30 protein-coding genes are annotated in these 25,784 nt (G+C 71.7%); 22 read left to right on the top strand and 8 right to left on the bottom strand.

The features are described 5' to 3' along the window. The first annotated feature begins 97 nt into the window (after positions 1-97). A complete protein-coding gene (locus tag ACZ3II_RS15475; RefSeq protein ID WP_465518293.1) occupies positions 98-637 on the top strand; it encodes a hypothetical protein in 540 nt (179 codons plus the stop codon). Between the two features lie 9 nt (positions 638-646). On the opposite strand, the gene ACZ3II_RS15470 is transcribed toward ACZ3II_RS15475, so the two are convergent. Next, positions 647-1,540, bottom strand: coding sequence for an alpha/beta fold hydrolase (locus ACZ3II_RS15470; protein WP_465518292.1), 894 nt, complete (start codon positions 1,538-1,540; stop codon positions 647-649). Continuing rightward, complete coding sequence (locus tag ACZ3II_RS15465; RefSeq protein WP_465518291.1) at positions 1,537-1,983, bottom strand: hypothetical protein; 447 nt, start codon at positions 1,981-1,983, stop codon at positions 1,537-1,539. The genes ACZ3II_RS15470 and ACZ3II_RS15465 overlap by 4 nt, the downstream gene beginning before the upstream one ends. Positions 1,984-2,046: 63 nt before the next feature. Between ACZ3II_RS15465 and ACZ3II_RS15460 the strand changes: the two genes are divergently transcribed. Then, positions 2,047-2,286, top strand: a complete 240-nt coding sequence (locus tag ACZ3II_RS15460; protein ID WP_465518290.1) for a DUF5522 domain-containing protein — start codon at positions 2,047-2,049, stop codon at positions 2,284-2,286. A gap of 68 nt (positions 2,287-2,354) precedes the next feature. Continuing rightward, positions 2,355-2,918 (top strand): hypothetical protein, encoded by a 564-nt coding sequence (locus ACZ3II_RS15455; RefSeq protein WP_465518289.1) that lies wholly within the window; start codon positions 2,355-2,357, stop codon positions 2,916-2,918. Here ACZ3II_RS15455 and ACZ3II_RS15450 read toward each other — a convergent pair. After that, on the bottom strand, positions 2,915-3,601 hold the full coding sequence (locus tag ACZ3II_RS15450; RefSeq protein ID WP_465518410.1) for a metal-dependent transcriptional regulator: 687 nt from the start codon (positions 3,599-3,601) through the stop codon (positions 2,915-2,917). The two genes, ACZ3II_RS15455 and ACZ3II_RS15450, sit on opposite strands and share 4 nt — an antisense overlap. A gap of 151 nt (positions 3,602-3,752) precedes the next feature. Here ACZ3II_RS15450 and ACZ3II_RS15445 point away from each other — a divergent pair, with 151 nt between their 5' ends. After that, entirely contained in the window at positions 3,753-4,934 is a 1,182-nt protein-coding gene (locus tag ACZ3II_RS15445) for an acetoin utilization protein AcuC (protein WP_465518288.1), read from the top strand. 4 nt (positions 4,935-4,938) lie between these two features. Next, on the top strand, positions 4,939-7,494 hold the full coding sequence (locus ACZ3II_RS15440) for a bifunctional acetate--CoA ligase family protein/GNAT family N-acetyltransferase (protein WP_465518287.1): 2,556 nt from the start codon (positions 4,939-4,941) through the stop codon (positions 7,492-7,494). Position 7,495: 1 nt separating this feature from the next. Here the strand turns inward: ACZ3II_RS15440 and sigB are convergent, their stop codons facing one another. Beyond that, complete coding sequence (gene sigB, locus ACZ3II_RS15435) at positions 7,496-8,449, bottom strand: RNA polymerase sigma factor SigB (RefSeq protein WP_465518286.1); 954 nt, start codon at positions 8,447-8,449, stop codon at positions 7,496-7,498. Positions 8,450-8,722: 273 nt separating this feature from the next. On the opposite strand from sigB, the gene ACZ3II_RS15430 reads away from it, so the two are divergent. After that, positions 8,723-9,511, top strand: a complete 789-nt coding sequence (locus tag ACZ3II_RS15430) for a sporulation protein (protein WP_465518285.1) — start codon at positions 8,723-8,725, stop codon at positions 9,509-9,511. 61 nt (positions 9,512-9,572) lie between these two features. Here ACZ3II_RS15430 and dtd read toward each other — a convergent pair whose 3' ends face one another. Both dtd and ACZ3II_RS15420 read right to left on the bottom strand, forming a co-directional pair. After that, positions 9,573-9,992 carry a D-aminoacyl-tRNA deacylase gene (gene dtd / locus ACZ3II_RS15425; protein ID WP_465518284.1) on the bottom strand — a complete coding sequence of 140 codons (420 nt, stop codon included), beginning with the start codon at positions 9,990-9,992 and terminating at the stop codon, positions 9,573-9,575. Positions 9,993-10,015: 23 nt separating this feature from the next. Beyond that, positions 10,016-10,261 carry a hypothetical protein gene (locus ACZ3II_RS15420; protein WP_465518283.1) on the bottom strand — a complete coding sequence of 82 codons (246 nt, stop codon included), beginning with the start codon at positions 10,259-10,261 and terminating at the stop codon, positions 10,016-10,018. A 217-nt stretch (positions 10,262-10,478) separates the two neighbouring features. On the opposite strand from ACZ3II_RS15420, the gene ACZ3II_RS15415 reads away from it, so the two are divergent. From ACZ3II_RS15415 to ACZ3II_RS15350, 14 genes are all read left to right on the top strand, one after another. Then, positions 10,479-12,416, top strand: a complete 1,938-nt coding sequence (locus tag ACZ3II_RS15415) for a methyl-accepting chemotaxis protein (RefSeq protein WP_465518282.1) — start codon at positions 10,479-10,481, stop codon at positions 12,414-12,416. 25 nt (positions 12,417-12,441) lie between these two features. Then, entirely contained in the window at positions 12,442-13,998 is a 1,557-nt protein-coding gene (locus tag ACZ3II_RS15410; RefSeq protein WP_465518281.1) for a chemotaxis protein CheW, read from the top strand. Positions 13,999-14,010: 12 nt separating this feature from the next. Next, entirely contained in the window at positions 14,011-15,078 is a 1,068-nt protein-coding gene (gene cheB, locus ACZ3II_RS15405; protein ID WP_465518280.1) for a chemotaxis-specific protein-glutamate methyltransferase CheB, read from the top strand. A gap of 29 nt (positions 15,079-15,107) precedes the next feature. Then, positions 15,108-15,731 carry a HEAT repeat domain-containing protein gene (locus tag ACZ3II_RS15400; protein WP_465518279.1) on the top strand — a complete coding sequence of 208 codons (624 nt, stop codon included), beginning with the start codon at positions 15,108-15,110 and terminating at the stop codon, positions 15,729-15,731. Further along, positions 15,731-16,597, top strand: a complete 867-nt coding sequence (locus tag ACZ3II_RS15395; protein ID WP_465518278.1) for a CheR family methyltransferase — start codon at positions 15,731-15,733, stop codon at positions 16,595-16,597. Before ACZ3II_RS15400 ends, ACZ3II_RS15395 begins: the two co-directional genes overlap by 1 nt. Further along, positions 16,597-16,998 (top strand): response regulator, encoded by a 402-nt coding sequence (locus ACZ3II_RS15390; protein ID WP_465518277.1) that lies wholly within the window; start codon positions 16,597-16,599, stop codon positions 16,996-16,998. Before ACZ3II_RS15395 ends, ACZ3II_RS15390 begins: the two co-directional genes overlap by 1 nt. Further along, positions 16,995-19,343 (top strand): chemotaxis protein CheA, encoded by a 2,349-nt coding sequence (locus tag ACZ3II_RS15385; RefSeq protein ID WP_465518276.1) that lies wholly within the window; start codon positions 16,995-16,997, stop codon positions 19,341-19,343. The genes ACZ3II_RS15390 and ACZ3II_RS15385 overlap by 4 nt, the downstream gene beginning before the upstream one ends. Further along, on the top strand, positions 19,324-19,599 hold the full coding sequence (locus ACZ3II_RS15380; protein WP_465518275.1) for a hypothetical protein: 276 nt from the start codon (positions 19,324-19,326) through the stop codon (positions 19,597-19,599). Before ACZ3II_RS15385 ends, ACZ3II_RS15380 begins: the two co-directional genes overlap by 20 nt. Next, positions 19,596-19,967 (top strand): response regulator, encoded by a 372-nt coding sequence (locus tag ACZ3II_RS15375; protein ID WP_465518274.1) that lies wholly within the window; start codon positions 19,596-19,598, stop codon positions 19,965-19,967. The genes ACZ3II_RS15380 and ACZ3II_RS15375 overlap by 4 nt, the downstream gene beginning before the upstream one ends. 32 nt (positions 19,968-19,999) lie before the next feature. Further along, a complete protein-coding gene (locus ACZ3II_RS15370) occupies positions 20,000-21,049 on the top strand; it encodes a methyl-accepting chemotaxis protein (RefSeq protein ID WP_465518273.1) in 1,050 nt (349 codons plus the stop codon). A 23-nt stretch (positions 21,050-21,072) separates the two neighbouring features. Next, a complete protein-coding gene (locus ACZ3II_RS15365) occupies positions 21,073-21,345 on the top strand; it encodes a hypothetical protein (protein ID WP_465518272.1) in 273 nt (90 codons plus the stop codon). Then, entirely contained in the window at positions 21,342-21,869 is a 528-nt protein-coding gene (locus ACZ3II_RS15360) for a GAF domain-containing protein (RefSeq protein ID WP_465518271.1), read from the top strand. The genes ACZ3II_RS15365 and ACZ3II_RS15360 overlap by 4 nt, the downstream gene beginning before the upstream one ends. Beyond that, positions 21,866-22,444, top strand: a complete 579-nt coding sequence (locus tag ACZ3II_RS15355; protein ID WP_465518270.1) for an HhH-GPD-type base excision DNA repair protein — start codon at positions 21,866-21,868, stop codon at positions 22,442-22,444. The genes ACZ3II_RS15360 and ACZ3II_RS15355 overlap by 4 nt, the downstream gene beginning before the upstream one ends. Before the next feature lie 66 nt (positions 22,445-22,510). Next, complete coding sequence (locus tag ACZ3II_RS15350; protein ID WP_465518269.1) at positions 22,511-22,891, top strand: DUF3099 domain-containing protein; 381 nt, start codon at positions 22,511-22,513, stop codon at positions 22,889-22,891. 6 nt (positions 22,892-22,897) lie between these two features. Here ACZ3II_RS15350 and ACZ3II_RS15345 read toward each other — a convergent pair whose 3' ends face one another. Together ACZ3II_RS15345 and ACZ3II_RS15340 are read right to left on the bottom strand one after the other, a co-directional pair. Further along, complete coding sequence (locus ACZ3II_RS15345; protein WP_465518268.1) at positions 22,898-23,782, bottom strand: carbohydrate kinase family protein; 885 nt, start codon at positions 23,780-23,782, stop codon at positions 22,898-22,900. Positions 23,783-23,792: 10 nt separating this feature from the next. Next, on the bottom strand, positions 23,793-24,743 hold the full coding sequence (locus tag ACZ3II_RS15340; protein ID WP_465518267.1) for a pseudouridine-5'-phosphate glycosidase: 951 nt from the start codon (positions 24,741-24,743) through the stop codon (positions 23,793-23,795). Between the two features lie 128 nt (positions 24,744-24,871). Between ACZ3II_RS15340 and ACZ3II_RS15335 the strand changes: the two genes are divergently transcribed. After that, positions 24,872-25,096 carry a DUF3039 domain-containing protein gene (locus tag ACZ3II_RS15335; RefSeq protein ID WP_465518409.1) on the top strand — a complete coding sequence of 75 codons (225 nt, stop codon included), beginning with the start codon at positions 24,872-24,874 and terminating at the stop codon, positions 25,094-25,096. Positions 25,097-25,103: 7 nt separating this feature from the next. Further along, positions 25,104-25,718 (top strand): trimeric intracellular cation channel family protein, encoded by a 615-nt coding sequence (locus ACZ3II_RS15330; protein WP_465518266.1) that lies wholly within the window; start codon positions 25,104-25,106, stop codon positions 25,716-25,718. Positions 25,719-25,784 lie beyond the last annotated feature (66 nt).

Genomic DNA, 25,784 nt, shown 5'->3' with positions numbered 1-25,784 from the left:
GAGGCGGGCAGATCGCCGGGCGGTCGTTTCGTCGTTTCGGCGGCATCCGACAATGGGCGTCTACGGGGCCAGGACCACGATCGGGGAGGAGAGCAGGATGGGCAGCCCGGAGGAGCTTCAGGCGGAGGCGCGTACGGTGCTCGCGCTGCTGGAGCCGCTGGGGCCGGTGACGCCCACCGGCAGCTTCGTGTCGGGGCTGATGGTGTGGCGTGATCTGGACGTGATGCTGACCGGCGGCCCGGACCATCGCCCGGAGGACGTGGTGGCGCTGCTCGGCCGGGCGGTCACGATCCCCGGCCTGACCGGTTTCAGCTTCGCGGACGAGCGGGGGGACCGGTCGCCCACCGGTGAACGGCGCGACGAGCGCTACCACGTCACGCTGACGGTCGGTGAGTGGCGTGTCGACCTCTCGATCTGGCTGCACGACGACCACGCCGACGTGACCGAGTGGCACCGGGCGCTCGCCGGCCGGCTCACCCCCGAGGAGCGGCAGGCGATCCTCGCGATCAAGCAGGTGTGGCATCAGCGCCCGGAGTACCCGGACGAGGTCGGTGGCTTCGACATCTGCACCGCGGTGCTCGAGCACGAGGTGCGTACGGCGGTCGAGTTCGGTGTGTGGCTGCGCACCGCCCGATGAGCGACGACGTCAGGCGAGGAAGTCGCTGATCAGGGCGGCCAGCGCGGCCGGCTGCTCGATCACCATGGCGTGCGAGGCGTCGGCCAGCTGCACGTGACGCAGGTGCGGCACCGCGCGGGCCTGCTCCACCAGGTACCGCCGGTGGGCCGCGTACAGCTCGGCGAACGGCTCCTGCTCGGGCAGGTCGCGGGTGGCCAGCACGAGAAGCTGGGGGCAGGTCGTCGCGGCGTACACCGGCGCCAGGTCCAGTTCGTTCATCGCGGTGCGCATCTGGGCGGTGAGCGCCGCCGACGGCCGGATCGACGTCTCGCCGCCGGCGTGGACCAGGTTGCGCCGGAAACCCTCGACCCACACCTTCTCGTTGGCGCCCATGTCGCGGGCCGCCATCCGCTGCCGCTCCACCAGGTCGGGCAGCTGGTCGGCGGGGATGGTCTGCCCGGCCATGGCCTGCATGCCGTCGAAGATCGCGTGCAGCCGGGCCAGCTCGGCCGCGGCCTTCTCCTCCTCGAGGCCGGGCAGCTGGCCGGGGCGGGTGGGCGGCGGGTTGCCGTCGAGGCTGACCACACCGGGGGACTCCGGGTGCCGCTGGCCCCACAGGGCGGCCAGCATGCCGCCGAGCGAGTGGCCGACGACGGCCGGCCGCTCCAGCTCCAGCTGGACGCAGACGGCGGCGAGGTCGCCGAGGGCGGCGTCCCACGTCCACGTGCCGTCGGCGGAGCGGCCGTGCCCGCGCAGATCGACGGTGACCACCCGGTGCCGGGGCCGCAGCTCGCGGGCCAGGCCGGTCATCTGGGCGAGGTTGCCGCCGGCGCCGTGCAGGAGCAGCAGGGGCGGCTGGTCGCCGCCGAAGTCGCGGGTCGCCAGCTGCACTTCGCCGGCGTCGATCAGACGGTCGTTGATCATGGGTTCTCCTCGTGGCGGAGCCGGTCGCGGATGGCGGAGACGGGGACGCCGCCGTCCGGGTGTCGGGGCAGGCGGCCGCGGCGCACCAGGTCGTGCACGCCCTGCCGGGTGATGCCGAGCATCGCGCCGGCGGTCGCGTAGGACACCGAGGCCGCGTACGGGTGGCCGGCGCGGCGCACCACGATCTGGCCGAGCGGGGTGCGCCACCACTCGGCCGGTGGCAGGAAGGGGCCGTCGCCGGCATGAAGGGTGCCGATGAGCCGGGCGATGAGCCGGACGGCGGCGGTGTCGTCGTCGCCCTCGAGGATCCGGACCCAGCCGGCCACCCGGATCCGGAGCAGGTCGCGGACCGCGCCGACCGGTCCGGCGTCCTCGAGCAGGATCTCCAGCGGGTCGAGCAGCCGGTTGTCGAGCAGGCGGTGCAACTGCTCGGCGAGGTCCATACGTCCATCGTCCCGCTACTTGACAGCGGGTGTCAAGTTAGCGGCGCCGCTAGGGTTCCGGGGGTGAAGCGACTCCCGCTTGCGCCCCGCGCGCTCACCGAGCCGCATCCGGGCCGCCTGCCGCCGGACCACCCGCGCCGGGCGGAGATCCTGGCCGCTCACGCGACGGCCCTCGCCGCGGGGCAGGCCGGATACCCGGATCCGGACACCGGCCTGTTCGTGCTGACCGCCGGTTTCCTGGCCGGCCGCGGCACCTGCTGCACCCGCGGCTGCCGTCACTGTCCGTACGTCAATGATCCGTGATCAGGCTCTTCCGCCCGGCCCGCACGCCCAGTACGGTCGGGTGCGCCCGCACCGGGGAGGATCGGATAGTGCCTACGCGTCTGGCCGTGCTCGGCGTCACCGTGCTGCTCGCCGTCACCGGCTGCAGCGAGGCCGCCGGGACCGCGGCGCCCGTCACCGCCGTCGAGCCCAGCATCGACGCCGAGCCGGTGGTCCGGATCCCCGCCTCGACCGCGGGCGGCGCCTGTGTCCTGTGGGATTACGACCGGATCGAGAAGGCGATCGGGGTCCGGTTCGCGGTGGCGGCCTCGGACCAGCAGGGCGGCACGTCGACCTGTGTGGTGCAGACGGACAGCCAGGCCTGGCCCGACCTGTCACTGTCGGTGGTGAAGGCGACGACGGCCGGCCCGGATATCTTTCTCGCCGAGCGGGTGCCGCCGGGCGCGACGAAGCTCACCGGGCTGGGGCGGGCCGCGTACCGCTGGAATGTGAAAGCGACAGCCCAGCACGGCCCGACCGTGGAGATCGGCTGGCTCAGCCAGGCCAAGCAGCTCCGGACGCTCCGTTTCACCTTCGCCCGGGGCGGCGCCGATCAGGCGAAGGTGACGGCCATGAACACGAAGCTGCTCAGCCTCGCCAAGGCGATCGCCTAGCGCGCTGCCACGAAGACGCGGGACGCCACCTCGCGCGGGAGACGGATCTTGTCGCCGGAACGGTCCACGGTGACCCCGTCCCGTTCCTGGGCCACGGTGACAGTGGTCCCCGGGTTGATGCCGGCGGCGTGCAACTGGCGCAGCACGTCGGAGTTGGTCTGGACGCTCTCGCAGATGCGGCGGATGACGACGCTGCCGCTCAACCCGGGGAAGGCGAGGTTCCGCTCGCCCTGGGTGAGCACCTCGGAGGTGTCGTCGATCTCGCCGAACTGGTCGAGGCCGGGGATCGGGTTACCGTACGGCGAGCGGGTCGGTTTGTTGAGCAGCTCGTAGACCCGCTTCTCGACGGCGTCGCTCATCACGTGCTCCCAGCGGCAGGCCTCCTCGTGGGCCTCCTCGTAGGGCATGCCGATGACGTTGACGAGCAGCAGCTCGGCGAGACGGTGCTTGCGCATGACCGCGACGGCGTTGCTGCGGCCCAGATCGGTCAGCACCAGGTGCCGGTCGCCCTCGACGGTCAGCAGACCGTCACGCTCCATCCTGGCGACGGTCTGGCTGACCGTGGGACCGCTCTGGTGCAGGCGCTCGGCGATGCGGGCGCGGAGTGCGGGCACACCCTCCTCCTCGAGTTCGAGGATGGTGCGCAGGTACATCTCGGTGGTATCGACGAGATCGTTCACGATGCGGTCCTCCCAGCAGCGATAATACCGCGTTGCGGGGGGTTGACCTCCGCCCCGGACAAGTGCCAGGCGACCCTACCCGACGGCGGAACACGTGTGCTAACCACACATCGCCCACGACCGGGGGACAGCCTGACGTGGGAGCATGTCGGTCATGGCGGACGACACGACAGCGGTGGTGTGGGACAGCGCCCTGCTCGACTACGACATGGGCGATCATCCGCTCAATCCGGTGCGGGTCGAGCTGACCATGGCGCTCGCCCGGGAGCTGGGGATCCTCGACCGGCCGGGAGTGCAGTTGGTCACTCCGGCCGAGGCGGCCGAGACCGATCTCACCCGCGTGCACCGCGCCGACTACCTGGACGCGGTCCGCCTCGCCCCGATCGATCCGTTCTTCACCGGCTGGGGACTGAACACACCGGACAACCCGGTCTTCGACGGCATGCACCAGGCGTCCGCCCGGATCTGCGGCGCCACGCTCGCCGCCGCCCGCGCCGTCTGGCAGGGGGTGGCCCGACGGGCGGTCAACGTGGCCGGCGGCCTGCACCACGCGATGCCGGCCCGGGCCGCCGGTTTCTGTGTCTACAACGACCCCGCGGTGGCGATCGCCTGGCTGCTGGCCAACGGCGCGCAGCGGGTCGCCTACATCGACGTCGACGTGCACCACGGCGACGGGGTGCAGGCCGCCTTCTACGACGATCCGCGGGTGCTCACGGTGAGCCTGCACGAGACGCCGCTGGCGCTGTTCCCCGGCACCGGGTTCGCCGACGAGACCGGCGGGCCGAACGCCGAGGGCACCGCCGTCAACGTGCCCCTGCCCCCGGGCACCGGCGACGCCGCCTGGCTGCGGGCCTTCCACGCGATCGTGCCGTCGGTGGTCCGGGCGTTCGCACCGGAGATCATCGTCAGCCAGTGCGGCGCCGACGCCCACCGGCTCGACCCGCTCGCCGACCTGAAACTGTCGGTGGACGGCCAGCGGGCCGCCTACATCGCGATGCGGGCGCTCGCCGACGAGCTGTGCGACGGCCGCTGGGTGGCCACCGGCGGCGGGGGGTACGCGCTCGTCGAGGTGGTGCCCCGGGCCTGGTCGCACCTGCTCGCGGTGGCCACCGGCGAGCCGCTGGCGCCGGGCACGCCGACCCCGCCGCGGTGGCGTTCGCTGGCCGCCGCCCGCCGTCCCGATGCGACCGTCCCGGAGACGATGACCGACGGGGTCGAGCCGGCGATCGAGTCCTGGCCGGGGACGAGTGAGGACCCGGTGGACCGGGCGATCCTCGCCACCCGGACGGCGGTCTTCCCGCTGCACGGCCTGGACCCGCACGACCCCCGGGACTGACGACGTGAACCGAAGCGCAGACGTCCTGCTCGCCGACGGCAGCTCCGTGCACCTGCGGCGAATCCGCCCGGAGGACGCGCCGGCCATCGTGGACTTCCACTCCCGGATGAGCGATCGCACCCGCTATCTCCGCTACTTCTCCCCCTATCCGCGTATCCCGGAGCGGGACCTGCAGCGCTTCGTCAACGTCGACCACCGTGACCGGGAGGCGTTCGTCACCCTCGCCGACGGCCGGATCACGTCGGTCGGGCGGTACGAACGTCTCGGCCCCGACTCGCCGGACGCCGAGGTCGCCTTCGTGGTCGAGGACGCGCATCAGGGCCGCGGCATCGGCTCGGTGCTGCTGGAGCATCTCGCCGACGCGGCCCGGCAGAACGGGATCACCCGGTTCGTCGCCGAGGTGCTCCCGGAGAACGGCGGCATGCTGCGGGTCTTCGGCGACTCCGGATTCCAGGTGCAGCGCCGGTACGCCGACGGGGTGGTCCATCTCAGCTTCCCGATCGAGCCGACCGAGAAGTCGCGGGAGGTGCAGGAGTCCCGCGAGCATCTGACCGAGGCCCGGTCGATCGCCCGGCTGCTGGCGCCTCGCGGCATCGCGATCTACGGCGCCAGCGCGACCGGGCACGGGATCGGCGCCCACATGCTCGGCAACCTGCGCGACGGCGGCTACACCGGCCAGGTCGTGCCGGTGCATCCCACCGCGGAACGGGTGGCGGGGCTCACGGCGTACCGCAACGCCGCCGACGCCGGTGTCCCGATCGACCTGGCCCTGATCGCCGTCCCGGCCGACCGTGTCGCGGAGGCCGGACGGGATGCCGCCCGCGCCGGGGCGGGCGGGGGTGTGGTGGTCTCGGCGGGCTTCGCCGAGACCGGCGCCGAGGGCGCCGCGCAGCAGCGCAACCTGGTCGAGGCGGCGCGTGCGGCAGGCTTGCGGGTGATCGGCCCGAGCAGCTTCGGCATCGCCAACACCGACCCGGGGGTACGCCTCAACGCCACCCTGTCGCCACGCCTGCCGATGGCCGGCCGGGTCGGGTTCTTCAGCCAGAGCGGCGCGCTCGGTGTCGCGCTGCTGGCCGAGGCCGACCGGCGTGGCCTGGGCCTGTCCAGTTTCGTGTCGGCCGGCAACCGGGCCGACGTCTCCGGCAACGACCTGCTGCAGTACTGGCAGGACGATCCCGGCACCGACGTCGTGCTGCTGTACCTGGAGACGTTCGGCAACCCGCGCAAGTTCGCCCGCCTGGCCCGCCGCATCAGCCGGGTCAAGCCGGTGGTGGCGGTGGCCTCGGCGACCCGCCCGCCGGGCCTGGCCGGTGACGCGCCGGGCCCGGACGCGCACGCGGTGACCGCCCTGTTCGCCCGGTCCGGTGTGATCCGGGTGGACACCGTGCAGGAGCTGTTCGACGTCGGCATGCTGCTGGCCCACCAGCCGCTGCCGTCCGGCCGCCGGGTCGCCGTGGTCGGCAACTCGTCCGCGCTGTCCGAGCTGGCGGTGGTCGCCTGCCGGGCCGCCGGGCTGGAGGTGGCCGGCGGCTATCCCCGCGACACCGGTCCGGAGGCGGGCGCCCACGATCTCGCCGACGCGCTGGCCGACGCGGCGGTCGACCCGTCGGTGGACGCGCTGGTGGTGGTGTTCGCGCCGCCGATGCCGGGCCGGCACGCCGACGAGGACGCGGACTTCGCGGCCGCGCTCGCCAGCGTCGCCCTGGCCGGTGAGAAACCGACGGTCGCGACGATGGTCTTCGGTCAGGCGCCGCCGCGGGTGCCCGCCTATCCGTCGGTCGAGGAGGCGGTGCGCGCGCTGTCGCGGGTGGTCGGTTACGCCGATTGGCTGCGCCGTCCGCCGGGCATCACGCCGGTGTTGTCCGGAGTGGACCCGGAGGCGGCGGAGGCCGCGGTGGCCGCCGAGTCGGCGGCCGGGCTGCTCGCGGCGTACGGCATCCCGGTGGTCCCGTCCACTCTGGCCGGTGACGTGGAGCAGGCCGTCGCGGCGGCGGCTGAGCTGGGCTATCCGGTCGCGCTCAAGGCGGCGGGCGGTGCGTTGCGGCACCGGATCGACCTCGGCGCGGTGCGCCTCGCGGTTGCTGACGAGCCGGGGGTACGCACGGCGTACCGCGAGCTGGCCGGCGAGTTCGGCCCGGACGTCCTGGTGCAGACCATGGTGCCGCCGGGTGTGGCCTGCACTGTCGAGATGGTCGAGGACCCGGCGTTCGGCCCGGTGATCGGTTTCGGCCTGGGCGGGGTCGCCAGCGAGTTGCTGGGTGATCTGGCCTGGCGGGCCGCGCCGCTCACCGACCGGGCCGCCGAGGCGCTCGTGGACGAGCCACGGGCGGCGCCGCTGTTGCACGGTTACCGCGGGGCGACCCCGGTGGACCGGGCCGCCCTGATCGATCTGCTGCTGCGGGTGGGCCGGCTCGCCGACGAGCACCCGCGGGTCCGGTCGCTGACGCTGAACCCGGTGCTGGCCCGGCCGGACGGATGGTCGGTGCTGCACGCCGCCGTCGAGTTCGGCGACCCGGGGGCCCGGCCGGACACCGGCCCCCGGAGGTTGCGGAGCGTGTGAATCAGACGGCGTAGGCCTCGAGCCGGGACGCCCGCTCGGGGTCACGCAGCTTCAGCATCGTCACCTTCTCGATCTGGCGGATCCGCTCGCGGCTGAGACCGAACTCGCGGCCCACCTCGTCGAGGGTGCGCTGCCGGCCGTCGTCCAGGCCGAAGCGCAGCCGGATCACCGCGGACTCCCGCTCGGACAGGGTGGACAGCACGATCTCCACCTCGCTGCGCAGCTCGCCCTGGGTGTGGCCCTCACCGGGCACGTTCGGGTCGACGGCGGCGACGAAGTCACCGAGGGCGCTCTCGCCGTCCTCGCCGACGGCCTGGTCCAGGCTGACCGGCTCCCGGTCGTACGAGATCAGCTCGATGACCTGGAACTCGGGCACGTCCATGGCCTTGGCGATCTCGGCGATGCTCGGCTCACGGCCCAGCGAGGCGGCCAGGTCCCGGCGGGCGCGGACCATGCGGTTGACCTGCTCGACCATGTGCACCGGGATGCGGATGGTGCGGGCCTGGTCGGCCATGGCGCGGGTGATGGCCTGCCGGATCCACCAGGTGGCGTACGTCGAGAACTTGTAGCCCTTGGTGTAGTCGAACTTCTCGACGGCGCGGATCAGGCCGAGGTTGCCCTCCTGGATCAGGTCGAGGAAGGCCATGCCGCGGCCGGTGTACCGCTTGGCGATGCTGACGACGAGGCGCAGGTTGGCCTCGAGCAGGTGGTTCTTGGCGGCGCGGCCCTCGGCGGCGATGACACGCAGCAGGGGCGCCAGGTCGGCGGCGGCCGTGGGGAGCTTCTCCTCGGCGTACAGCCCCGCCTCGATGCGCTTGGAGAGCGTGACCTCCTCGACGGCGGTCAGCAGGCGGGTGCGCCCGATACCGTTGAGGTAGGCGCGGACCAGGTCGGCTGAGACACCGCGCTCGTCCGTGGCGTCCAGGTCGACGAGCTGCTCGACTTCGTCGGTCATGCTGTTCTCAACCGTCATGGACTCCGACGCCTTCATCTCCAGGACCACTTTGAGTCCCCTCCCCGCGATAACGTCTCGTTCGTGCCAACCGCATTCGTGCCGGTGTGAGGGCAAGCTTCGTCCGCGGCGCGTTAAGCGGAGGTGAGGCCAGCGTCCAGGTGGCATGAATGGGGGAGAACCCTGACGTCGACAAGCCGACAACTCAGACGTTCGGGTCACCTGCGCGTGTTGCCGGAACTCGATAATGTGCGGGGCCTAGGAAAGGGAGCCACCGTGGTCTTCAAACGAATGATGCAGGCGTTCGGGGTCGGCGGCCCGTCGGTCGACACCGTGCTCACCAACCCGAACACGTACCCCGGCGGTTTCCTGGAGGGCCGGGTGCAGGTGGTCGGCGGCGACCACGCCACCGACATCGAGTACGTCGCGGTCGGCCTGACGACCCGGGTCGAGGTGGAGAGCGGCGACAGTGAGTACCAGACGAACCAGGAGTTCCACCGCCAGCGGCTGACCGGCTCGTTCAAGCTGGAGCCCGGCGCCCGGCACGACGTCCCGTTCCGGTTCGAGGTGCCCTGGCAGACCCCGATCACGGATCTGTACGGTCAGCGCCTGCACGGCATGACCATGGGCCTGGCGACCGAGCTCGAGGTGGCCCGCGCCGTCGACAAGTCCGATCTGGACGCTGTCGCCGTGCACCCGCTGCCGGCCCAGGAGCGGATTCTCAACGCGCTGCTGCAGATCGGTTTCCGGTTCAGCAAGGCCGACGTGGAGAAGGGCCGGATCTACGGGGTCGAGCAGCACCTGCCGTTCTACCAGGAGATCGAGTTCTACCCGCCCCCGCAGTACGCGAGCGGCATCAACCAGCTGGAGCTGACCTTCCTGCCCACCCCGCAGAAACTGCAGGTGGTCCTGGAGCTGGACAAGCGCGGCGGTGTCTTCACCGAGGGTCACGACGCGTTCGGCAGCTTCGACGTCGACTACGCGACCGCCGACCAGATCGACTGGGTGTCCCGCCTCGACCAGTGGCTGCGCCAGTCCGCGCAGCGCCGCGGCCTGTTCTTCTAGACAGAACCAGCGTGTGGAGTTCGGGCGTGTATGCCGGCCGAACTCCACACGCCGAAGGTTCTCAGAGCTCCAGCAGGACCGTGCACGGTCCGGCGTTCACCGATTCCACCAGCATGTGCGCCCGGAAGCGGCCGGTCTCCACGGTCGCTCCCCGGGCGCGCAGCGCTGTCACGTACTCGCCGATCAGCGGTTCGGCGATCTCGGCCGGCGCGGCCGCGCTCCAGCTCGGGCGCCGGCCCTTCCGCGCGTCGCCGTACAACGTGAACTGGCTGACCACCAGGAGCGGCGCGCCGAGGTCGGCGGCCGACCGGTCGTCCAGGACGCGCATCTCCCAGGTCTTGCGGGCCAGTTCGGCGGCCTTGGCCGGGGTGTCGTCGTGAGTGACCCCGACCAGCACCAGCAGGCCGTCCTCGATCGTGCCGACCACCTCGTCACCCACCGTCACACTCGCCCGGCTCACGGTCTGTACCAGTGCGCGCATGAGGGTGGACGGTAGCCGACCGTTCAGCCGGCGTTGTCGCTGGTGTACTCCTCCTCGACCCGCATCGCCCCGGTGGTGGCGTCGCCGGTCGTCGGGTTCGCCACGCCGGGCCCGGTACGCGGCCGGTCCGGGAAACTGGCCGGCCCCGCCGTGCCACCGGTGGTGGTGAGAAGGCCTTCGCCGGCCGGTCCGCCGTTGCGCAGTTCCTCCGGGTCGGTTCCCGCGGGAATCGTGTTGGACAGTTCGCCGTCGGTACGCGGGTCGCTCATCGTCGCCCTTTCGATAGTGCGTGGGGTCAGACCGCCCGTTTGCCCGTTCCGGATCCCGCCAAACCCGCTGTGAACTCGATGAATATCTCCTCGTCGAGGTTTCGGCCAGTGCCAGGATTTCCCTGGTCGGAGGGGGCCGCTCAGGTCGTGCTCCCGGATCGCGGCGGATCCGACCCCGCGTGCGCCGGATCAACCGGACTCAGATGGGAGTTCACCCATGCCCCTCACCAGCACCACCAGCGGCCGCAGCACCGACAGCGCCCGGGCCGCCCGCCCCGCGGCGTCGGCCCCGGCCCGCCCGGCTCGCGGCGCCGATCCGGACGCGAGCCGGCGCCAGGCCCGCTCGGTGGCCAAACAGCAGCAGGCGGCCGAGCGGATCGCGTCGGCCACCGCGGAGATCTCCGCCCAGAACGCCGAGGCCGCCGAGGCGTCCCGGCAACTGTCCGAGTCGATGCAGCAGATCTCGGCCGGCGCCGAGGAGGCGTCCGGCGCCACCCAGCAGAGCCTGGCCGCGATGAACCAGATCGAGGAGCGGGTGGGCCGCCAGGAGCAGACCACCCGCCAGGTCGCCGACCTGAGCCAGGCGCTGCAGGGCCTGCTCGGCGAGACCCGGAACGGGATCAGCAACCTGCTGGCGAACGTGGACAGCGCCTCCACCCGGCAGTCGGCCTCGGTGGCGACCATCACCGAGCTGGAGAAGCAGGCCGACGAGATCGGCGAGATCGTCAAGACGGTCGCGCACATCGCCGACCAGACCAACCTGCTGGCCCTGAACGCGGCGATCGAGGCGGCCCGGGCCCGGCAGCACGGCAAGGGTTTCGCCGTGGTCGCCGACGAGGTGCGGACGCTGGCCGAGACCAGCGAGCGCAGCGCCCGGCAGATCCGCGACCTGATCGACGAGGTGCGCACCAGCGTCACCGAGATCGCCGGCGCGGTGCAGACCTCCGCCGAGACGGCCCGGGGCGAGGTGGAGAAGGGCAAGACGATCACCTCGCAGCTGGAGACGATCCGCGCCGACATGGGCACGATCATGGCCGGGGCGACCGAGATGGCCGCCGCCGCCGTGCAGGCCATGAAGGCGGCCGGCAGTGCCAAGCAGCGGTCCGAGGAGATCGCCGCGGCGGCCGAGCAGCAGTCCGCGGCGTGCGAGGAGTCGCTGCAGACGGTCGCCCAGCAGACCCAGGCGCTGCGGCAGAGCGAGCAGGCCGCGGAGTCGCTGGCCGAGGTGTCCGAGACGCTGCGCAGCAGCACCGACATCGCCAAGAGCGCCGAGGAGGTGGCCTCCGCGGCGGAGCAGCTGTCCGCGGCGGTGGAGGAGATCAACCGGGCCGCCACCCAGATCAACGTGGCGATCAACGAGATCAACACCGGGGCGCGTACGGCGGCCGAGAAGGGCCAGCAGACCGCCGAGGCGGTCAACCAGATCGAGCGGGGCGCCCAGCTCTCGGCGGAACGGGGCGGTGCCGCCGTGGAGCGCGCCGACGTGATCCTCGAACTGCTGGGCACCAACAAGGAGGCCGTCGACTCGATGATCAACGCGATCGGCACGGCGGCCCGGGAGGGCATCGACAACGTCCGCAAGGTCACCGAGCTGGAGCAGATCTCCCGCCGCATCGACAAGATCGTCGACGCCATCGCGAACGTGTCGATCCAGACCAACATGCTGGCCGTCAACGGGTCGGTCGAGTCGGCGCGGGCCGGCGAGTTCGGCAAGGGCTTCGCGGTGGTGTCCACCGACATCCGTAACCTGGCCCGCGACTCGGCGGACAACGCCGACCGGATCAAGGACCTGGTCAAGTCGGTGCAGGACCGGATCGTCGAGGTTCGTGCCGACCTGGAGGAGACCAGCCGGCTGTCGCTGGCCGAGGTGGAGTCGGCCAAGGCGACCACCGCCCGGCTGGAGGAGATCGAGCGCGACATGCAGCAGGTCCGCGGCGGCAACGCCGAGGTCCGCGAGTCGGCCGAGCAGATCGCCAGCGTGCTCGCCGAGGTCAAGGTCGGGCTGGAGCAGATCTCGTCGTCCGCCAACGAGGCCGAACAGCTCGCCGCCCAGTCCTCGACGGCCGCCAAGGAGCAGGCACAGGGCGCCGAGGAGCTCGCGGCCGCGGTCGAGGAGATCGCCGCGCTCGCCGACGAGCTGCAGAACGCCGCCTGAGCGCCCGGAAGGGGAGGGACACCCGATGGACGCCGACGACGATCTCGCCGAGGAGTTCGACGAGAACAGCGACTTCGTGACTTTCGACATGCTGGGGGAGCGGTACGCGTTCCCGATGCGCCGGGTCCAGGAGATCATCCGGATGCCGGCGGTGGTCAAGGTGCCGCTCGGCCCGCCCTCGCTGGAGGGCCTGGCGAACCTGCGCGGCCGGGTGCTGCCGGTGGTCAACCTGCGCATCTGCTGCTCGATGCAGCAGGCCGAACACGACGAGACCACCCGCGTCATCGTGGTCGACGGCGGCGTGCCGCTCGGCTTCGTGGTCGACCGGGTGGCCAGCGTGATCAGCATCGACCCGCAGCAGGTGGAGCCGGCCGACGCGGTGCAGGCCACGGTCCGCTCCGACGTGCTGGTCGGGGTGATCAAGTCCGGGGACGGCGAGATGACCACCGTGCTGGACGTGGACAGCCTGATCGGCAGCCAGTTCTCCCGGCTATCCGAGAAACGGACCGGCCGGGACAGCACCGCGGTCACCCGGCTCGCGGCCGAGACCGACGAGGACGCCGAGCTGGACGACACCCTGGAGCTGGTCAGCTTCGCGGTGGAGGGCCAGGAGTACGCGCTCCCGATCGACCAGGTGCAGGAGATCGTCCAGGCGCCCGAGTCGGTGAGCCACGTGCCGAACGCGGGCAGCCGGGTGCTCGGCGTGATCGACCTGCGCGGCCGGCTGCTGCCGGTGGTGAGCATGCGCCGGGTGTTCGGGCTGCCGGTGACGCCCCTCGAACCGCAGAACCGGATCGTGGTGGTCTCCATCGACGGCGGCGTGGTCGGCGTGGTGATGGACACCGTGCGGGAGGTGCTGCGGGTGCCGCACCAGCTGGTCGCCCCGCTGCCCACCGTGGTGACCGGCGACGGGCGCAGCACCGAGGTGGAGTCGGTGTGCCGGCTCGAGGACGGCAAACGCCTGGTGTCGGTGCTGAGCGTGAACCGGATGTTCGATTCGCCGGAGGTACGCAACGAGATCGCCGACTACCGGCGGGAGGACGAGTACGACATGGCCGACGAACCGGGTGGCGCGGCCGACGACGGCCGCGGCGACGAGGAGCTGTTCGTGGTGTTCCGCCTCGACGACGAGGAGTACGCCGTCGACGTCGACGCGGTCCAGGAGATCATCCGGGTGCCGGCGGCGCTGATCCGGGTGCCGAAGTCCTTCGACTTCGTCGAGGGCCTGGTCAACCTGCGCGGCACCGTGCTGCCGGTGGTGGACCTGCGGACCCGGCTCGGGCTGGGCCGCTCGGAACGCGACGAACGCCAGCGGATCGTGGTGCTGATCATCGGCGGGGTCCGGACCGGGTTCATCGTGGACTCGGTGGCCGAGGTCGCCCGGGTCGGCCGCAACGTCCTCGAACCGGCGCCGGAACTCTCGGCGGAACAGGCCCGGGTGGTCTCCCGGGTGGCGAACCTGCCCGATCAGCAGCGGATGCTGCTGCTCGTCCAGGTCGACCAGCTGCTCGCCGCGGAGCAGGCGGACCAGGCCGCGGAACTGTGCGAGAACCTCGTCGGCGAGGCTCTCGCCACCGTCTGATCGGAGTCTCCGGTGCCCCCCACCTCCGTACTGGTCGTCGATGACTCGGCGCTGATGCGTCGTGCGCTCAAGGGGATCCTGGCCGAGGCCGGCGATTTCGAGGTGCACACCGCCCGCAACGGCGTGGACGCCCTCGAACAACTCGGCCGCATTCAACCGGACGTGGTGACCCTGGACATCAACATGCCGGAGATGGACGGGCTCACCTGCCTTTCGAAGATCATGGAGGAGCATCCCGTACCGGTGGTGATGGTCTCCTCCCTGACCGAGCACAACGCCCTGGTGACCCTGGAGGCGCTGGAGCTCGGCGCGGTGGACTACGTGCCGAAGCCGGGCGGCACCGTGTCACTGAACATCGACGAGGTGGCGACCGAGCTGGTCGGCAAGGTCCGCAGCGCCGCCAAGTCACGGATCAAACGGGCCGGTGGGCTGAGCGCCCGGCTCCGGGCGCAGACGCAGAGGGCCGCCGTCCCGCCGCCGGGCCGGCGGCAGCTGAGTGCGGTCGGCTCGGTGGACCTGCTCCTGATCGGATCGTCCACCGGCGGCCCGGCGCTGCTGTCCGACCTGCTGCCGGGCCTGCCCGCCACGCTCGGCGCGCCGGTGGTGGTGGCGCAGCACATCCCGGCGTCGTTCACCGCGGCGCTGGCCCGGCGGCTCGACGAGATCTGCCCGCTGCGGGTGCACGAGGTCGACCGGATCATGAACGTGCAGCGGGGGAACATCTACATCGGGCGGGGGAACGCCGACGTCGTGGTGGCGCGCCGCACCGACGGGCTGATCGTCAAGACCGTCCCGGCGGCCGCCGAGTACCGCTGGCACCCGAGCGTGGACCGCCTGGTCGCCTCGGCGCGGCGCTACATCGACCCGCAGCGGCTGGTGTGCGCGCTGCTCACCGGCATGGGCGACGACGGGGCCACCGAGATGGCCGCGGTCAAGGAGGGCGGCGGCCGGACCATCGCCGAATCCGAGGAGACCGCGGTGGTGTGGGGCATGCCGGGAGAGCTGGCCCGTCGCGGTGGCGCCACCGAAGTTCTGCCCTCGTACGAGATCGCTGACCGGCTGGCCGACTGGGTCCGCTGACGCGCGGCGCAAGGAAGAGGTTGAGCACCATGGGACTCATCCGCAAGCAGGCTCCGCAGCAACCGGAGGAGGCGCTGCCGGAGAGGCCGCCGGTCGAGGCGCTCCTGGCCCAGCTGGACGACCCGGACCCGGACTGCCGGCGCGAGGCGGCGCTGGGCCTGGCCGAGACGCCGGAGGCGGTGCCCGACCTGCTGGCCCGGGTCGGCACCGAGGACGACCCGCGGGTCCTGGAGTCGATGCTGACCACGCTGGCGGCGCACGACACCGAGGACGTCGCGGGCGGCCTGGCCGTACACCTGGCCAGTGACGAGGCCACCCTGCGCACCGCCGTCGCGGCGGCGCTGGCCACCATGCCCCGGTCGGTTCCGGCGCTGCTGCCGAACCTGCTCGCCGCCCCCGACCACGACGTCCGGGTGATGACCGCGATGATCCTGGCCGACCTGCAGCATCCCGACGCGCACGACTGGCTGGTCCGGATGATCTGCGAGGACCCGCACCCGAACGTGGTCACCGGCGCCATCGACGCGATGCTGCCGTCGGCCGGCCCGGACGACGCCGACCTGCTGCGCGCGGCGCTGGAACGGTTCCCCGACGATCCGTTCCTGCGGTTCACGGTGAACTCGGCGCTGCCCCGGTTGACCGGGACGGCGTGATGGCGAGCAACACCGCCACCGGGCTCACCGACGCCGACTTCACCCGGTTCTGCGAGTACTTCTACAAGCGGACCGGCATTCACTTCACCGCGGCGAAGCGCTACTTCGTGGACAAGCGGATCGACACCTGCATCCGTAACTCCCGGTACGACACGTTCGCGAGCTGGTTCGCCGCCCTGCGCACGTCCGACAAGGGCGACATGCTGCAGGAGCTGATCAACCAGCTCACCGTCAACGAGACGTACTTCCTGCGCGAGGACTACCAGTTCGACGCGATGCTCAGCACGGTGCTGCCGAACGTGCTGGCGGCCCGGGGCGGGGTCGGGCGGATCGTCGGGCCGGTGAAGATCCTCTCGCTGCCGTGTTCCACCGGCGAGGAGCCGTACTCCATCGCACTTCGTCTCCTGGAGGAGTGGGACCAGATCGACCATGTGGACGTCGAGATCCACGGCGCCGACATCGACAGCGACGTGCTCGCCAAGGCTGCGCACGCCAGTTACGGCGAACGTTCCGTGCAGCGGGTGCCGAAAGCCTGGCTGAACAAGTACTTCGTCGCCGTCGGCGCCGGCCGCTACCAGGTCGACGAGGGCATCCGCAGCGCCGTCACCCTGCACAAGGTGAACATCTGCGACACCCCGTCGATGCGGTCGTTCCGCGACTTCGACGTGATCTTCTGCCGCAACGTGCTGATCTACTTCGACGAGCTGTCCAGCCGCCGGGCCGCGGAGAACCTGTACGCCGCCCTGCGCCCCGGCGGCTACCTCTTCCTCGGCCACTCCGAGTCGATGAGCCGCATCTCGCCGATCTTCACGCCGAGCCGCCTGCCGGAGGGCCTCGTCTACCAGCGACCGACCGGAGCCAAGTGATGACCTCGGAAACCGCGACCAGAGCCCGGGTGCTCGTCGTCGACGACGCCGCCACGGTGCGGATGTACCACAACAGTCTGCTCAGCGAGGCCGGGTTCGAGGTGAGCGAGGCGGCGAACGGCCTGGAGGCGGTCGAGGCGTCGCTCAGCGCCGAGTTCGATCTGTACGTGGTGGACGTGAACATGCCCAAGATGAACGGCTACACCTGCGTCGAGACGCTGCGCTCGGAGACGGTCGGCACCGCCGCCCCGGTCGTGATGATCAGCACCGAGGACCGGCCCGGCGACGCGGACCGGGCGTACCAGGCGGGCGCCAACCTCTACCTGGTCAAACCGGTCACCGGTGACCGGCTGGTCCGGGTCGCCACGATGCTGACCGCCGGGAAGGACGAAGCGGCATGAATCCGTTGCTCGCCCAGTTCCTCGCCGAGGCGAACGACCTGCTCGCCTCGGTCGACGAGGGACTGCTCCAGCTGGAGCGTGTGCCCGGCGACCCGGAGCTGGTCAACGAGGTGTTCCGGGCCGCGCACACCTTCAAGGGCTCCTCCGGCCTGTTCGACTTCCCGGAGCTCACCCGGCTCACCCACGCCGCCGAAGACCTCCTCGACCAGGTACGGGGCGGCAAGCTCGCCCTCGACTCCGGCATGACCGACGACCTGCTGGCCGCGTTCGACCTGATCCGCGGCTGGCTGGCCCACGTCACCGCGCACGAGCGGCTCCCGTCCAGCGCCGGCACCGACGCGGCCGGCCTGATCACCCGGCTGCGCGCCCCGCTCGGCGGCGAGGACGCCGGGCCGACCGCGGCGTCGGCCGGCCCGGCCCGGGTGATCAGCGCGGCGCCGCAGTGGCTCGCCTGGTTCGACGCCGACTGGCTGACCGAGACCTCCACCTGGCTGGCCACCACCTCGTCGACGATGCGATTCGTCTGGTACACCCCGGACACCGACTGCTTCTTCCGCGCCGAGGACCCGCTGCACCTGATCCGCCAGGTGCCCGCCCTGGACAAGCTCAACGTGGTCCAGCCGCAGACCTGGCCGGCCCCCGAGGAGTACGACGAGTACGCCTGCCTGCTGTCCTTCGGGGTCGCCACCCGGGCCGCCGTCGGCGAGCTGGAGTACCTGTTCCGTTACGTGCCCGACCAGATCGAGATCGTCGAGCTGGACGCGGACGCGATCACCCGGCACCTCAGCGGCGAACCGCCGCTGCACGTGGAGGAACCGGTCCTCGCCGCTGTCACCCCGATGATCGACTCGGAGCTGGCCGCCGACGCCCGGGCCGTGCTGCACGCCGCCCACCGCGCCCTGACCATGGAGGGCGCCGTCACCGAGGGCGCCCGGATCCGGTCCGTCCGGCACGCGATCGCGTCGGCCGCGCGGGCGCTCGGCATCGCCGAGGACCTCACCGAGGCCGGCCGGGACGAACTGATCGCGGCGGTGGTCCGGCTGGCCGGCGAGGCCGCCCCCGCCCCGGTGCCCACCGCGGTCCCGGTCGAACCGGTGGAACGGCGTGAGGAACGCGCCGACGACAAACGCGCCGACGACCCGGGCGGTCAGGTCGGCACCCGGGTCCTCAAGGTCGACCAGGAGAAGGTGGACCGGCTGATGGAGCTGGTCGGCGAGTTGAACGTGGCCAAGAACGGGCTCACCTTCCTCGCCGACGCGGCCGAGGAGGAGTTCGGCAGCCGGGTGCTCAGCCGCCGGATCAAGGACCAGTACGCCGGCCTGCACCGGATCGCCGAGGAACTCCAGGCCGCCGTGATGGACGTCCGGATGCTGCCGCTGTCGGTGGCCTTCGGCCGGTTCCCCCGGCTGGTCCGCGACCTCAGCCGCCGGCTCGGCAAGACCATCGAACTGGTCACCGAGGGCGAGGACACGATGGCCGACAAGGACGTCATCGAGGCACTCGGCGACCCGCTGGTGCACCTGGTGCGCAACAGCCTGGACCACGGCATCGAACCGTCCGACGAACGGGTCGCCGCGGGCAAGGCGCCCGCCGCCCGCCTCACCCTCGCGGCGGTCGCCGACGGGGACGCGGTCATCGTCGAGGTGTCGGACGACGGGCGGGGCGTCGACCCGGAGCGGGTCAAGCGCAAGGCGTACGAGAAAGGCCTGATCTCCGAGGAGGAACTGGAGACGCTGAGCGACAGCGAGGCGGTCGACCTGGTGTTCCGCCCGGGTTTCTCCACCGCCGATCAGGTTTCGGATCTCTCCGGGCGGGGAGTCGGCATGGACGCCGTACGGGCCAGCGTGGAGAAGCTCGGCGGCGCCGTGACGATGAAGTCGAAGTTCGGCCACGGCACCTCCACCCGGCTGCGGCTGCCGCTGTCCATGGCCGTCACCCAGGTGATGGTGGTCAGCGTGGGCGGGCAGCGGTTCGGCATCCCGGTCGACCTGGTCGTCGAGACGGTCCGGGTGCCGGTCGGCGAGATGGGCCGGGTGCTGCACCAGGACGTGGTGATGATGCGCGGCGAGGTGGTCCCGGTGATCGACCTGGCCCAGGTCCTCGACATGCCCTGGTCGCCCGGCGAGGGCGAGGACCGGCGGATCCTGGTGGTCAGCGTCAACGGCCAGCGGATCGGCCTGCTGGTCGAGGCGTTCCATCGCGAGGTCGACGTGATCCTCAAGCCGATGGAGGGTCTGCTCACCTACGCCGACGAGTTCTCCGGGACCGCGCTGCTCGGCGACGGCCTGGTCCTGCTGGTGCTCAACATGAAGGAGGTGCTCGGTCTTGCCGCTCGAGTTGCATGAGGAGACCGCCAACCTGATCGGCGTGGTCACCGTCGACGAGGTGGAGCAGCTGACCGGCTGGCTGCGTGCCGCCAAGCGCCCGAAGGTGGGCCTGCGGCGTTGCAACCATCTGCACACCGGCGCGCTCCAGGCACTGCTTCTTTTCCGTCCGAAGATTTCTTCAGCACCAAGTGACGCCTTCCTGGCGACGCAGGTGCTGCCGCTGCTCGGAGCGAGCAGCGGCCCAGCCAACAAGCAGGGAAGCGATCCTCCATGACCACTGTGATGCTCGTCGACGACTCCGCCACCATGCTCATGAGCCTCAAGTCGATCCTCACCAAGGCCGGTTACACCGTCGAGACGGCGGGCCACGGCAAGGAGGCGATGGACAAGCTCAGCAAGGGTGTCAAGCCGAACCTGATCATCAGCGACGTCAACATGCCGCAGATGGACGGGATCACCTTCGCCCGCGAGGCCCGCAAGGCCCCGGGCATGCGCTTCACCCCCATCCTCATGCTGACCACCGAGTCGGAGCAGACCAAGCGAGCCGAGGCGAAGGCCGCCGGCGCCACCGGCTGGCTCGTCAAGCCGGTCGGGCCGGACCAGCTCCTCGGCGTGATCAAGCAGGTTCTGCCCGGGGCCTGATCGACGACCCACAGGCGAAACGGAGGTATCGCATGTCAAGTCTGCTCCGCAAGCTGACGCGGTCCGCCGCCGCCGAGCCGGAGGACGACACTCTGCGCCCGGACGTGGTGGTCGCCGCCCTGGACGCGGTCCCGGCGTACTGCGACGTGGTCGACGGACATGTGCGCGACGTCATCGAGCAGACCGGGGAGGCCGCGCACGCGATCATCGAGCAGCTCGTCAAGGTCGACTCGCTGGCGGAGGTGATGGCCGGCGACGTCGCCCAGCTCGCCGGCACCCTCAGCCGCACCGAGACCGAGCTGAGTCAGGTCAGCTCCAGCAACGACCAGCTGGTCGGCCGGTTGATCTCGTACTTCCTGCACCGGGACCACCAGATCCGCACGCTGGTGGACCAGATGCGGGAACTCGACCAGCACGTCAAGCAGATCGAGGAGGTCAGCCGGGCGACGAACATCCTGGCGCTGAACGCGATGATCGAGGCGGTCCGGGCCGGCGAGGCGGGTGAGGGCTTCTCCGTGGTCGCGGACGAGGTCCGCAAGCTCGCCCACCGCTCCGCCGAGGCCGCGCACGGCATCGGCTCCAGCATCGGCGACCTCACCGCCCGGCTGGACTCGGTGCTCTCCGACGACAGCCAGTTCGACAGCGACGAGGAGATCCCGGCGACGAACGAGGAGACGGCGATGACCCGCCGGCTCGGCGGCATCGCCAACGCCCAGCGGGAGATGTCGGAGATGGTCAGCGGCATCCTCAAGGACACCGTGAGCGCCGCGGAGCAGGTGCAGCGCAGCTCGGACGCGCTCACCGTGGAGACCACCGGCGCGGTCGGGCACGTGCAGTTCCAGGACATCAGCCGGCAGATGCTGGAACACGTCTGCGACGCGGTCACCGACGTCAGCCGGCAGGCCCAGGACGTCGCGTCCTACGCCCGCGGCACCCTCAGCGAAGAGGAACTCCTGGCACGCGTCATCAACATCGAGGACCTGCGGTCCAAGCACGTGATGTCCCGGCAGCGGAGCACCCATGCCGCACAGACCGGCGGTCCGGCCCACGACGACGCCGAACCCCTCATCGAACTGTTCTGACCGTGCCAGCGAGAGGTGCCACCATGGCCCGCATCGAGAAATACGGCAACGACCAGCCGACCGAGCAGGACGCCGTCAAGGCCCTGGCGGACCTGGTCGGGCCGCAGATGGCCGACGGCCTATGGAGCCTGTCCGTGCAGGCGCTCGGCCTGCGCCGGCCGATCGCCAGCCCCGCCGACCTGCGCCGCGTCGCCGAACACGTGATGGAGGTCGGTGAGCTGAGCCGGGTGGCCGGCCGATCCCTCAAGGTGCGGATCATCACGTACGAGGCTCTGGCACGGACGGTCAAGGCGTGAGCCTGGACATGTACCCCGAGCTGCGCGACCGGCAGCGGCTGCGGGACCTGGCCCGGATCGGCGTGGACCGGCCCGCCGAGCGGCCCTACCTGACCGAGATCGTGGAATCCGCGGCGGAGCGTATCGAGACCCCCTTCGCCGTCGTCACCGTCCTGCTCAACGGCGCGCAGGTCTTCCTCGCCGGCCGCGGCCCGATCCCGGAGTGGATCGGCGAGGCCGGCGGCACCCCGATCGAATGGGCGTTCTGCCTGCCGATGCTGCAGACCCGGGCCGCCTGGTACGTCAACGACTTCACCGAGGACCCGCGGTTCCGGGACAATCCGCTGGTCACCGTCGAGGGCGTCCGGTCGTACATCGCGGCGCCCCTGGTCACCAGCGGCGGCGTGGTGCTCGGCGGACTGTGCGCGCTCGACGTGCGGCCCCGCGACTTCGACCAGGAGCAGCTCGGCGACCTGCAGACCCTCGCCGACGAGGCGGTCCGCCGGATCGAGGCCGACGCCGAGCCTGACATCATGGAGCCGTGACGTTCTCCCTGCCGGTGCCCGCCGAAGCCAACGACCTCCTCAACCGCGACCCGCTGGCGGTGACCCTCGGCATCGTGCTGGACCAGCAGATCACCCTGGAGAAGGCGTTCACCTCACCGTGGGTGCTGGCCCAGCGGCTCGGGCACGAGCCGACCGCCACCGAGATCGCCGACTTCGATCAGGAGCGGCTGATCGCGATCTTCGCCGAGCCGCCCGCGCTGCACCGCTTCCCGAAAGCGATGGCGGTGCGGGCGCAGGAGGTCTGCCGGATCATCGCCGACGAGTACGACGGCGACCCCGCCAACCTCTGGCGGGACGCGGCGACCGGTGCCGAGCTCTACCGGCGCATCCTGGCGCTGCCCGGGTTCGGCAAGCAGAAGGCGCAGATCTTCGTGGCGCTGCTCGGCAAGCTCTACGACGTGCGGCCGGAGGGCTGGCGCGAGGCCGCCGGGGGGTACGGCGAGGAGGGCTCCTACCGATCCGTCGCCGACATCGTCGACGCCGCGTCGCTGGGCAAGGTCCGCGCCTACAAGAAAGAGGCCAAGGCCGCGGCCAAAGCGGCGAAAGAGGCCTAGATCCCGCCCGGCTGGGCGGGACGGCCCGTCCGGTGCGAGGATGGCGGGGTCGATCGGAGCCCTCGCGTGAAGAAACAACCGGAGCGCCCGGTGTTGATCACCGACGCCGCTCGCAGCCAGGCGGATCAGCTACGCGGCCGGCAGATCCGCTACGTCAGCATGATGTCCGTGCGGGCCGCCTGCCTGATCCTCGGCGGCATCCTGATCAGCGCCCGGGTGCCGCTGCTGCCGCTCTGGCTGAGCCTGTGCGCGCTCGGCATGGTCCTGCTGCCGTGGATGGCGGTCCTCATCGCGAACGACCGCCCACCCAAGTCGAAAGCCGAACGGGCCGCCGACGCCGCCGCCCGTGAGGACGTGCGGCGCGCCCTGGAGCAGCCCCACGAGGAACCCGACTACATCACCATCGACGCCGAGGTGGTCGACGAGGTCCGCCACCGCGCCGACTGAGATCGGTCAGCGCGGCGCCGGCCGGGCGCCCACCCGGCCCACCGCGGCCGCCCCCAGCTCTCCGCCGGCCCGCAACGCCGCCTCCGGTCCCGCGCCGGAGCGCCACGCGCCGAGCAGTCCCGCCGCGAACGCGTCGCCGGCCCCGGTCGGGTCGGCCACCGGCACCGGACGGGCCGCCAGCCGCGCCGTCCCGTCCGGGCCGGCCCACACCGCGCCGGCCGCGCCCTGTTTCACCACCACGGTGCGCACGTGCGCGGTCAGCCGCCCCGCCTGCCCGGCCGCCTCGCCCGGCCCGGCCAGCACGTCGGCCTCGTCGGCGTTGCACAGGAGCAGGTCGGTTCCGCGTACCCAGGCAAGGAAGTCAGCAGCCCCGGCGGACCGCAACGGGGCCGCGGACGCCGCGTCGACGCTCACCGTGAGCCCGTGGCCGGCGGCTGCCGTGAGGGCCGCCAGGCCCGCCGGGCGGGACCCGGCGTGCAGCAGCGGATAGCCGGACAGATGCAGGTGGGAGCCGGGCGGGGCGGCCGCGATGATCTCGGTGACGTGGTCCGGCGCGAGCCGCAGGGACGCGCCCCGGTCGGTGATCATGGTGCGGTCGGCGGCGCCGGTGAGCACCACCACGCTGCCGGTGGACACGCCCGGGTGGACCCGGACCGCGCATCGCACCCCGGCGGCCTCGAGCTCCGCCACCCGGTCGTGGCCGGCCCGGTCGTCGCCGACCGCCGCGACCAGGGTGACCGCCCGCCCGATGTGGGCCAGCCAGGCCGCGGTGTTCGCGGCCTGGCCACCACCGGCGACCCGGATCACGGCGTCCGTGTCCGAGCCGGCCCGCACCGGGCCGTCGTGCTCGACCAGGACGTCGGTGACCAGGTCGCCGACCACGATGATCATGACCGGGCCGTCACGCCGGGACGGCGAAGCCGACCGGGGCCGCCGAGCCGCTGTCCACCGCCGCGGCGATCCGTGCGGCCAGGGCGGCGTTGCGCAGGATGATCCGGATGTTGACCTGCAGGCTCCGGCCCTCGGTGCTGGCGTGGAAGTGGCCCAGCAGGAACGGGGTGACCGCCTTGCCGGTGATGTTCTGCTCGGCCAGCAGGTTCAGCCCGCTCGCCAGGGTCCGGTCGTGCAGGGCCGGGTCCAGCTGCTCGTCGGCCGGCAGCGGGTTGGCCAGCACCAGCGCGCTCTCCGCGACGCCCTGCCCGGCGCGGGCCCGGATGAAGTCGGCCACCTGCTCGGGCGAGTCCAGCGCCCAGTCGATGTCGAACCCGCCGTCGGTGATGAAGAAACCGGGGAACCGCCGGGTCCGGTAGCCGGCCACCGACACGCCGAGGGTCTCCAGCCGTTCCAGGGTGGCGCCCACGTCCAGGATCGACTTGACCCCGGCGCAGACCACCACGATGGGGGTGCGGGCCAGGGCGGTCAGGTCGGCGGACTCGTCGTAGGTGACGTTCGCCTCCCGGTGCACCCCGCCCAGCCCGCCGGTCGCGAACACGCCGATCCCGGCGGCCGCGGCGATCGCGCTGGTGGCCGCGACGGTGGTGGCCCCGTCGGCGCGCCGGGCCGCCGCGATCGCCAGGTCCCGGACCGAGAGCTTGGCCACCGACTGGGCCGAGGCGAGGCGCTCGACCTGCGCGTCCTCCAGGCCGACGATCACCTCGCCGTCGATCATGCCGATGGTCGCCGGGACGGCGCCGTTGTCCCGGACGGCCTGCTCGATCTCCCGGGCCACCCGGATGTTGTCGGGGTGCGGCAGGCCGTGCGAGATGATCGTGCTCTCCAGGGCCACGACGGGGCGGCCGTCCCGGCGCGCCCGGGCCACGTGCTCGCCGTATCGAATCGAGAAATCAGTCACACCCGCCACCGTACGTCGATCTTGTGGTCCTGTCGCAGGCCTCTTACCGGCAGCGTTGTCGTTGGACCGGCCCGCCGCGAGGTGTCAGACTTGGCGGTCGAAGCTTGGCCATTTTTCCTGAAGGGCAGATACCCGTGAGCACCCAGATCCTGGAACGTCCGGAGACCAAGGACGCCGACACCGGTCCGGAGATGTTCCACTACGTGCGCAAGGAGAAGATCGCCGAGAGCGCGGTCATGGGCACGCACGTGATCGCTCTCTGCGGCGAGACCTTCCCGGTGACGAAGACCCCGAAGAAGGGCTCGCCGGTCTGCCCGCAGTGCAAGGAGATCTACGAAGCCATGAAGGCCTGATCTCGGCGTGACGGGCGGATATCCGCTGCTCGTCGCGGATCTGATCGGGGTGGCGGTGTTCGCCGCGTCCGGCGCCTCGGCCGGTGTCGCGAAACGACTCGACCTGTTCGGCGTCGCGTTCGCCGGCTTCACGGCCGCGCTCGGCGGCGGCATCATGCGCGACGTGGTGATCGGCGCGGTGCCCCCGCTGGCGTTCGCCGACTGGCGGTACGCGGTGACCGCCGTGGCCGCCTCGGTCGCTGTCTTCTGGCTGCATCCGGCGTTGCACCGGATGCGCCGTGTCGTGCTGGTGCTGGACGCCGCCGGCCTGGGCCTGTTCACCGTGACCGGCACGCTGAAGGCGCTCGACGCCGGCGTGCCGGCGGTCGGCGCGTGCCTGGTGGGCATGCTCACGGCGATCGGCGGCGGCCTGGCCCGCGATCTGCTCACCGGCGAGATCCCGGCGGTTCTGCAACGGGAGATCTACGCGATGGCGGCGCTGCTCGGCGCCGTGCTGGTGGCCGTCCTGCACCGGCTGTCGCTGACCGGGCTGGTCCCGCTCACCATCGCGGCGACGCTGATCACCGGGGTGCGGCTGCTGGCCCTCTACCGCCGCTGGTCGGCTCCGGTGGCCGTGCCGTAGGAGCCGTCCGGCAACCCTCCTCCGGCTATGCTGGGAGCCGCCTCCGCGCCGTGATCGCGGAGGTTT

Source organism: Actinoplanes sp. NPDC019969, from assembly GCF_055562375.1.
Note: the sequence above shows the minus strand (reverse complement) of the source record. Positions and strands in the feature narration are given on the sequence as shown.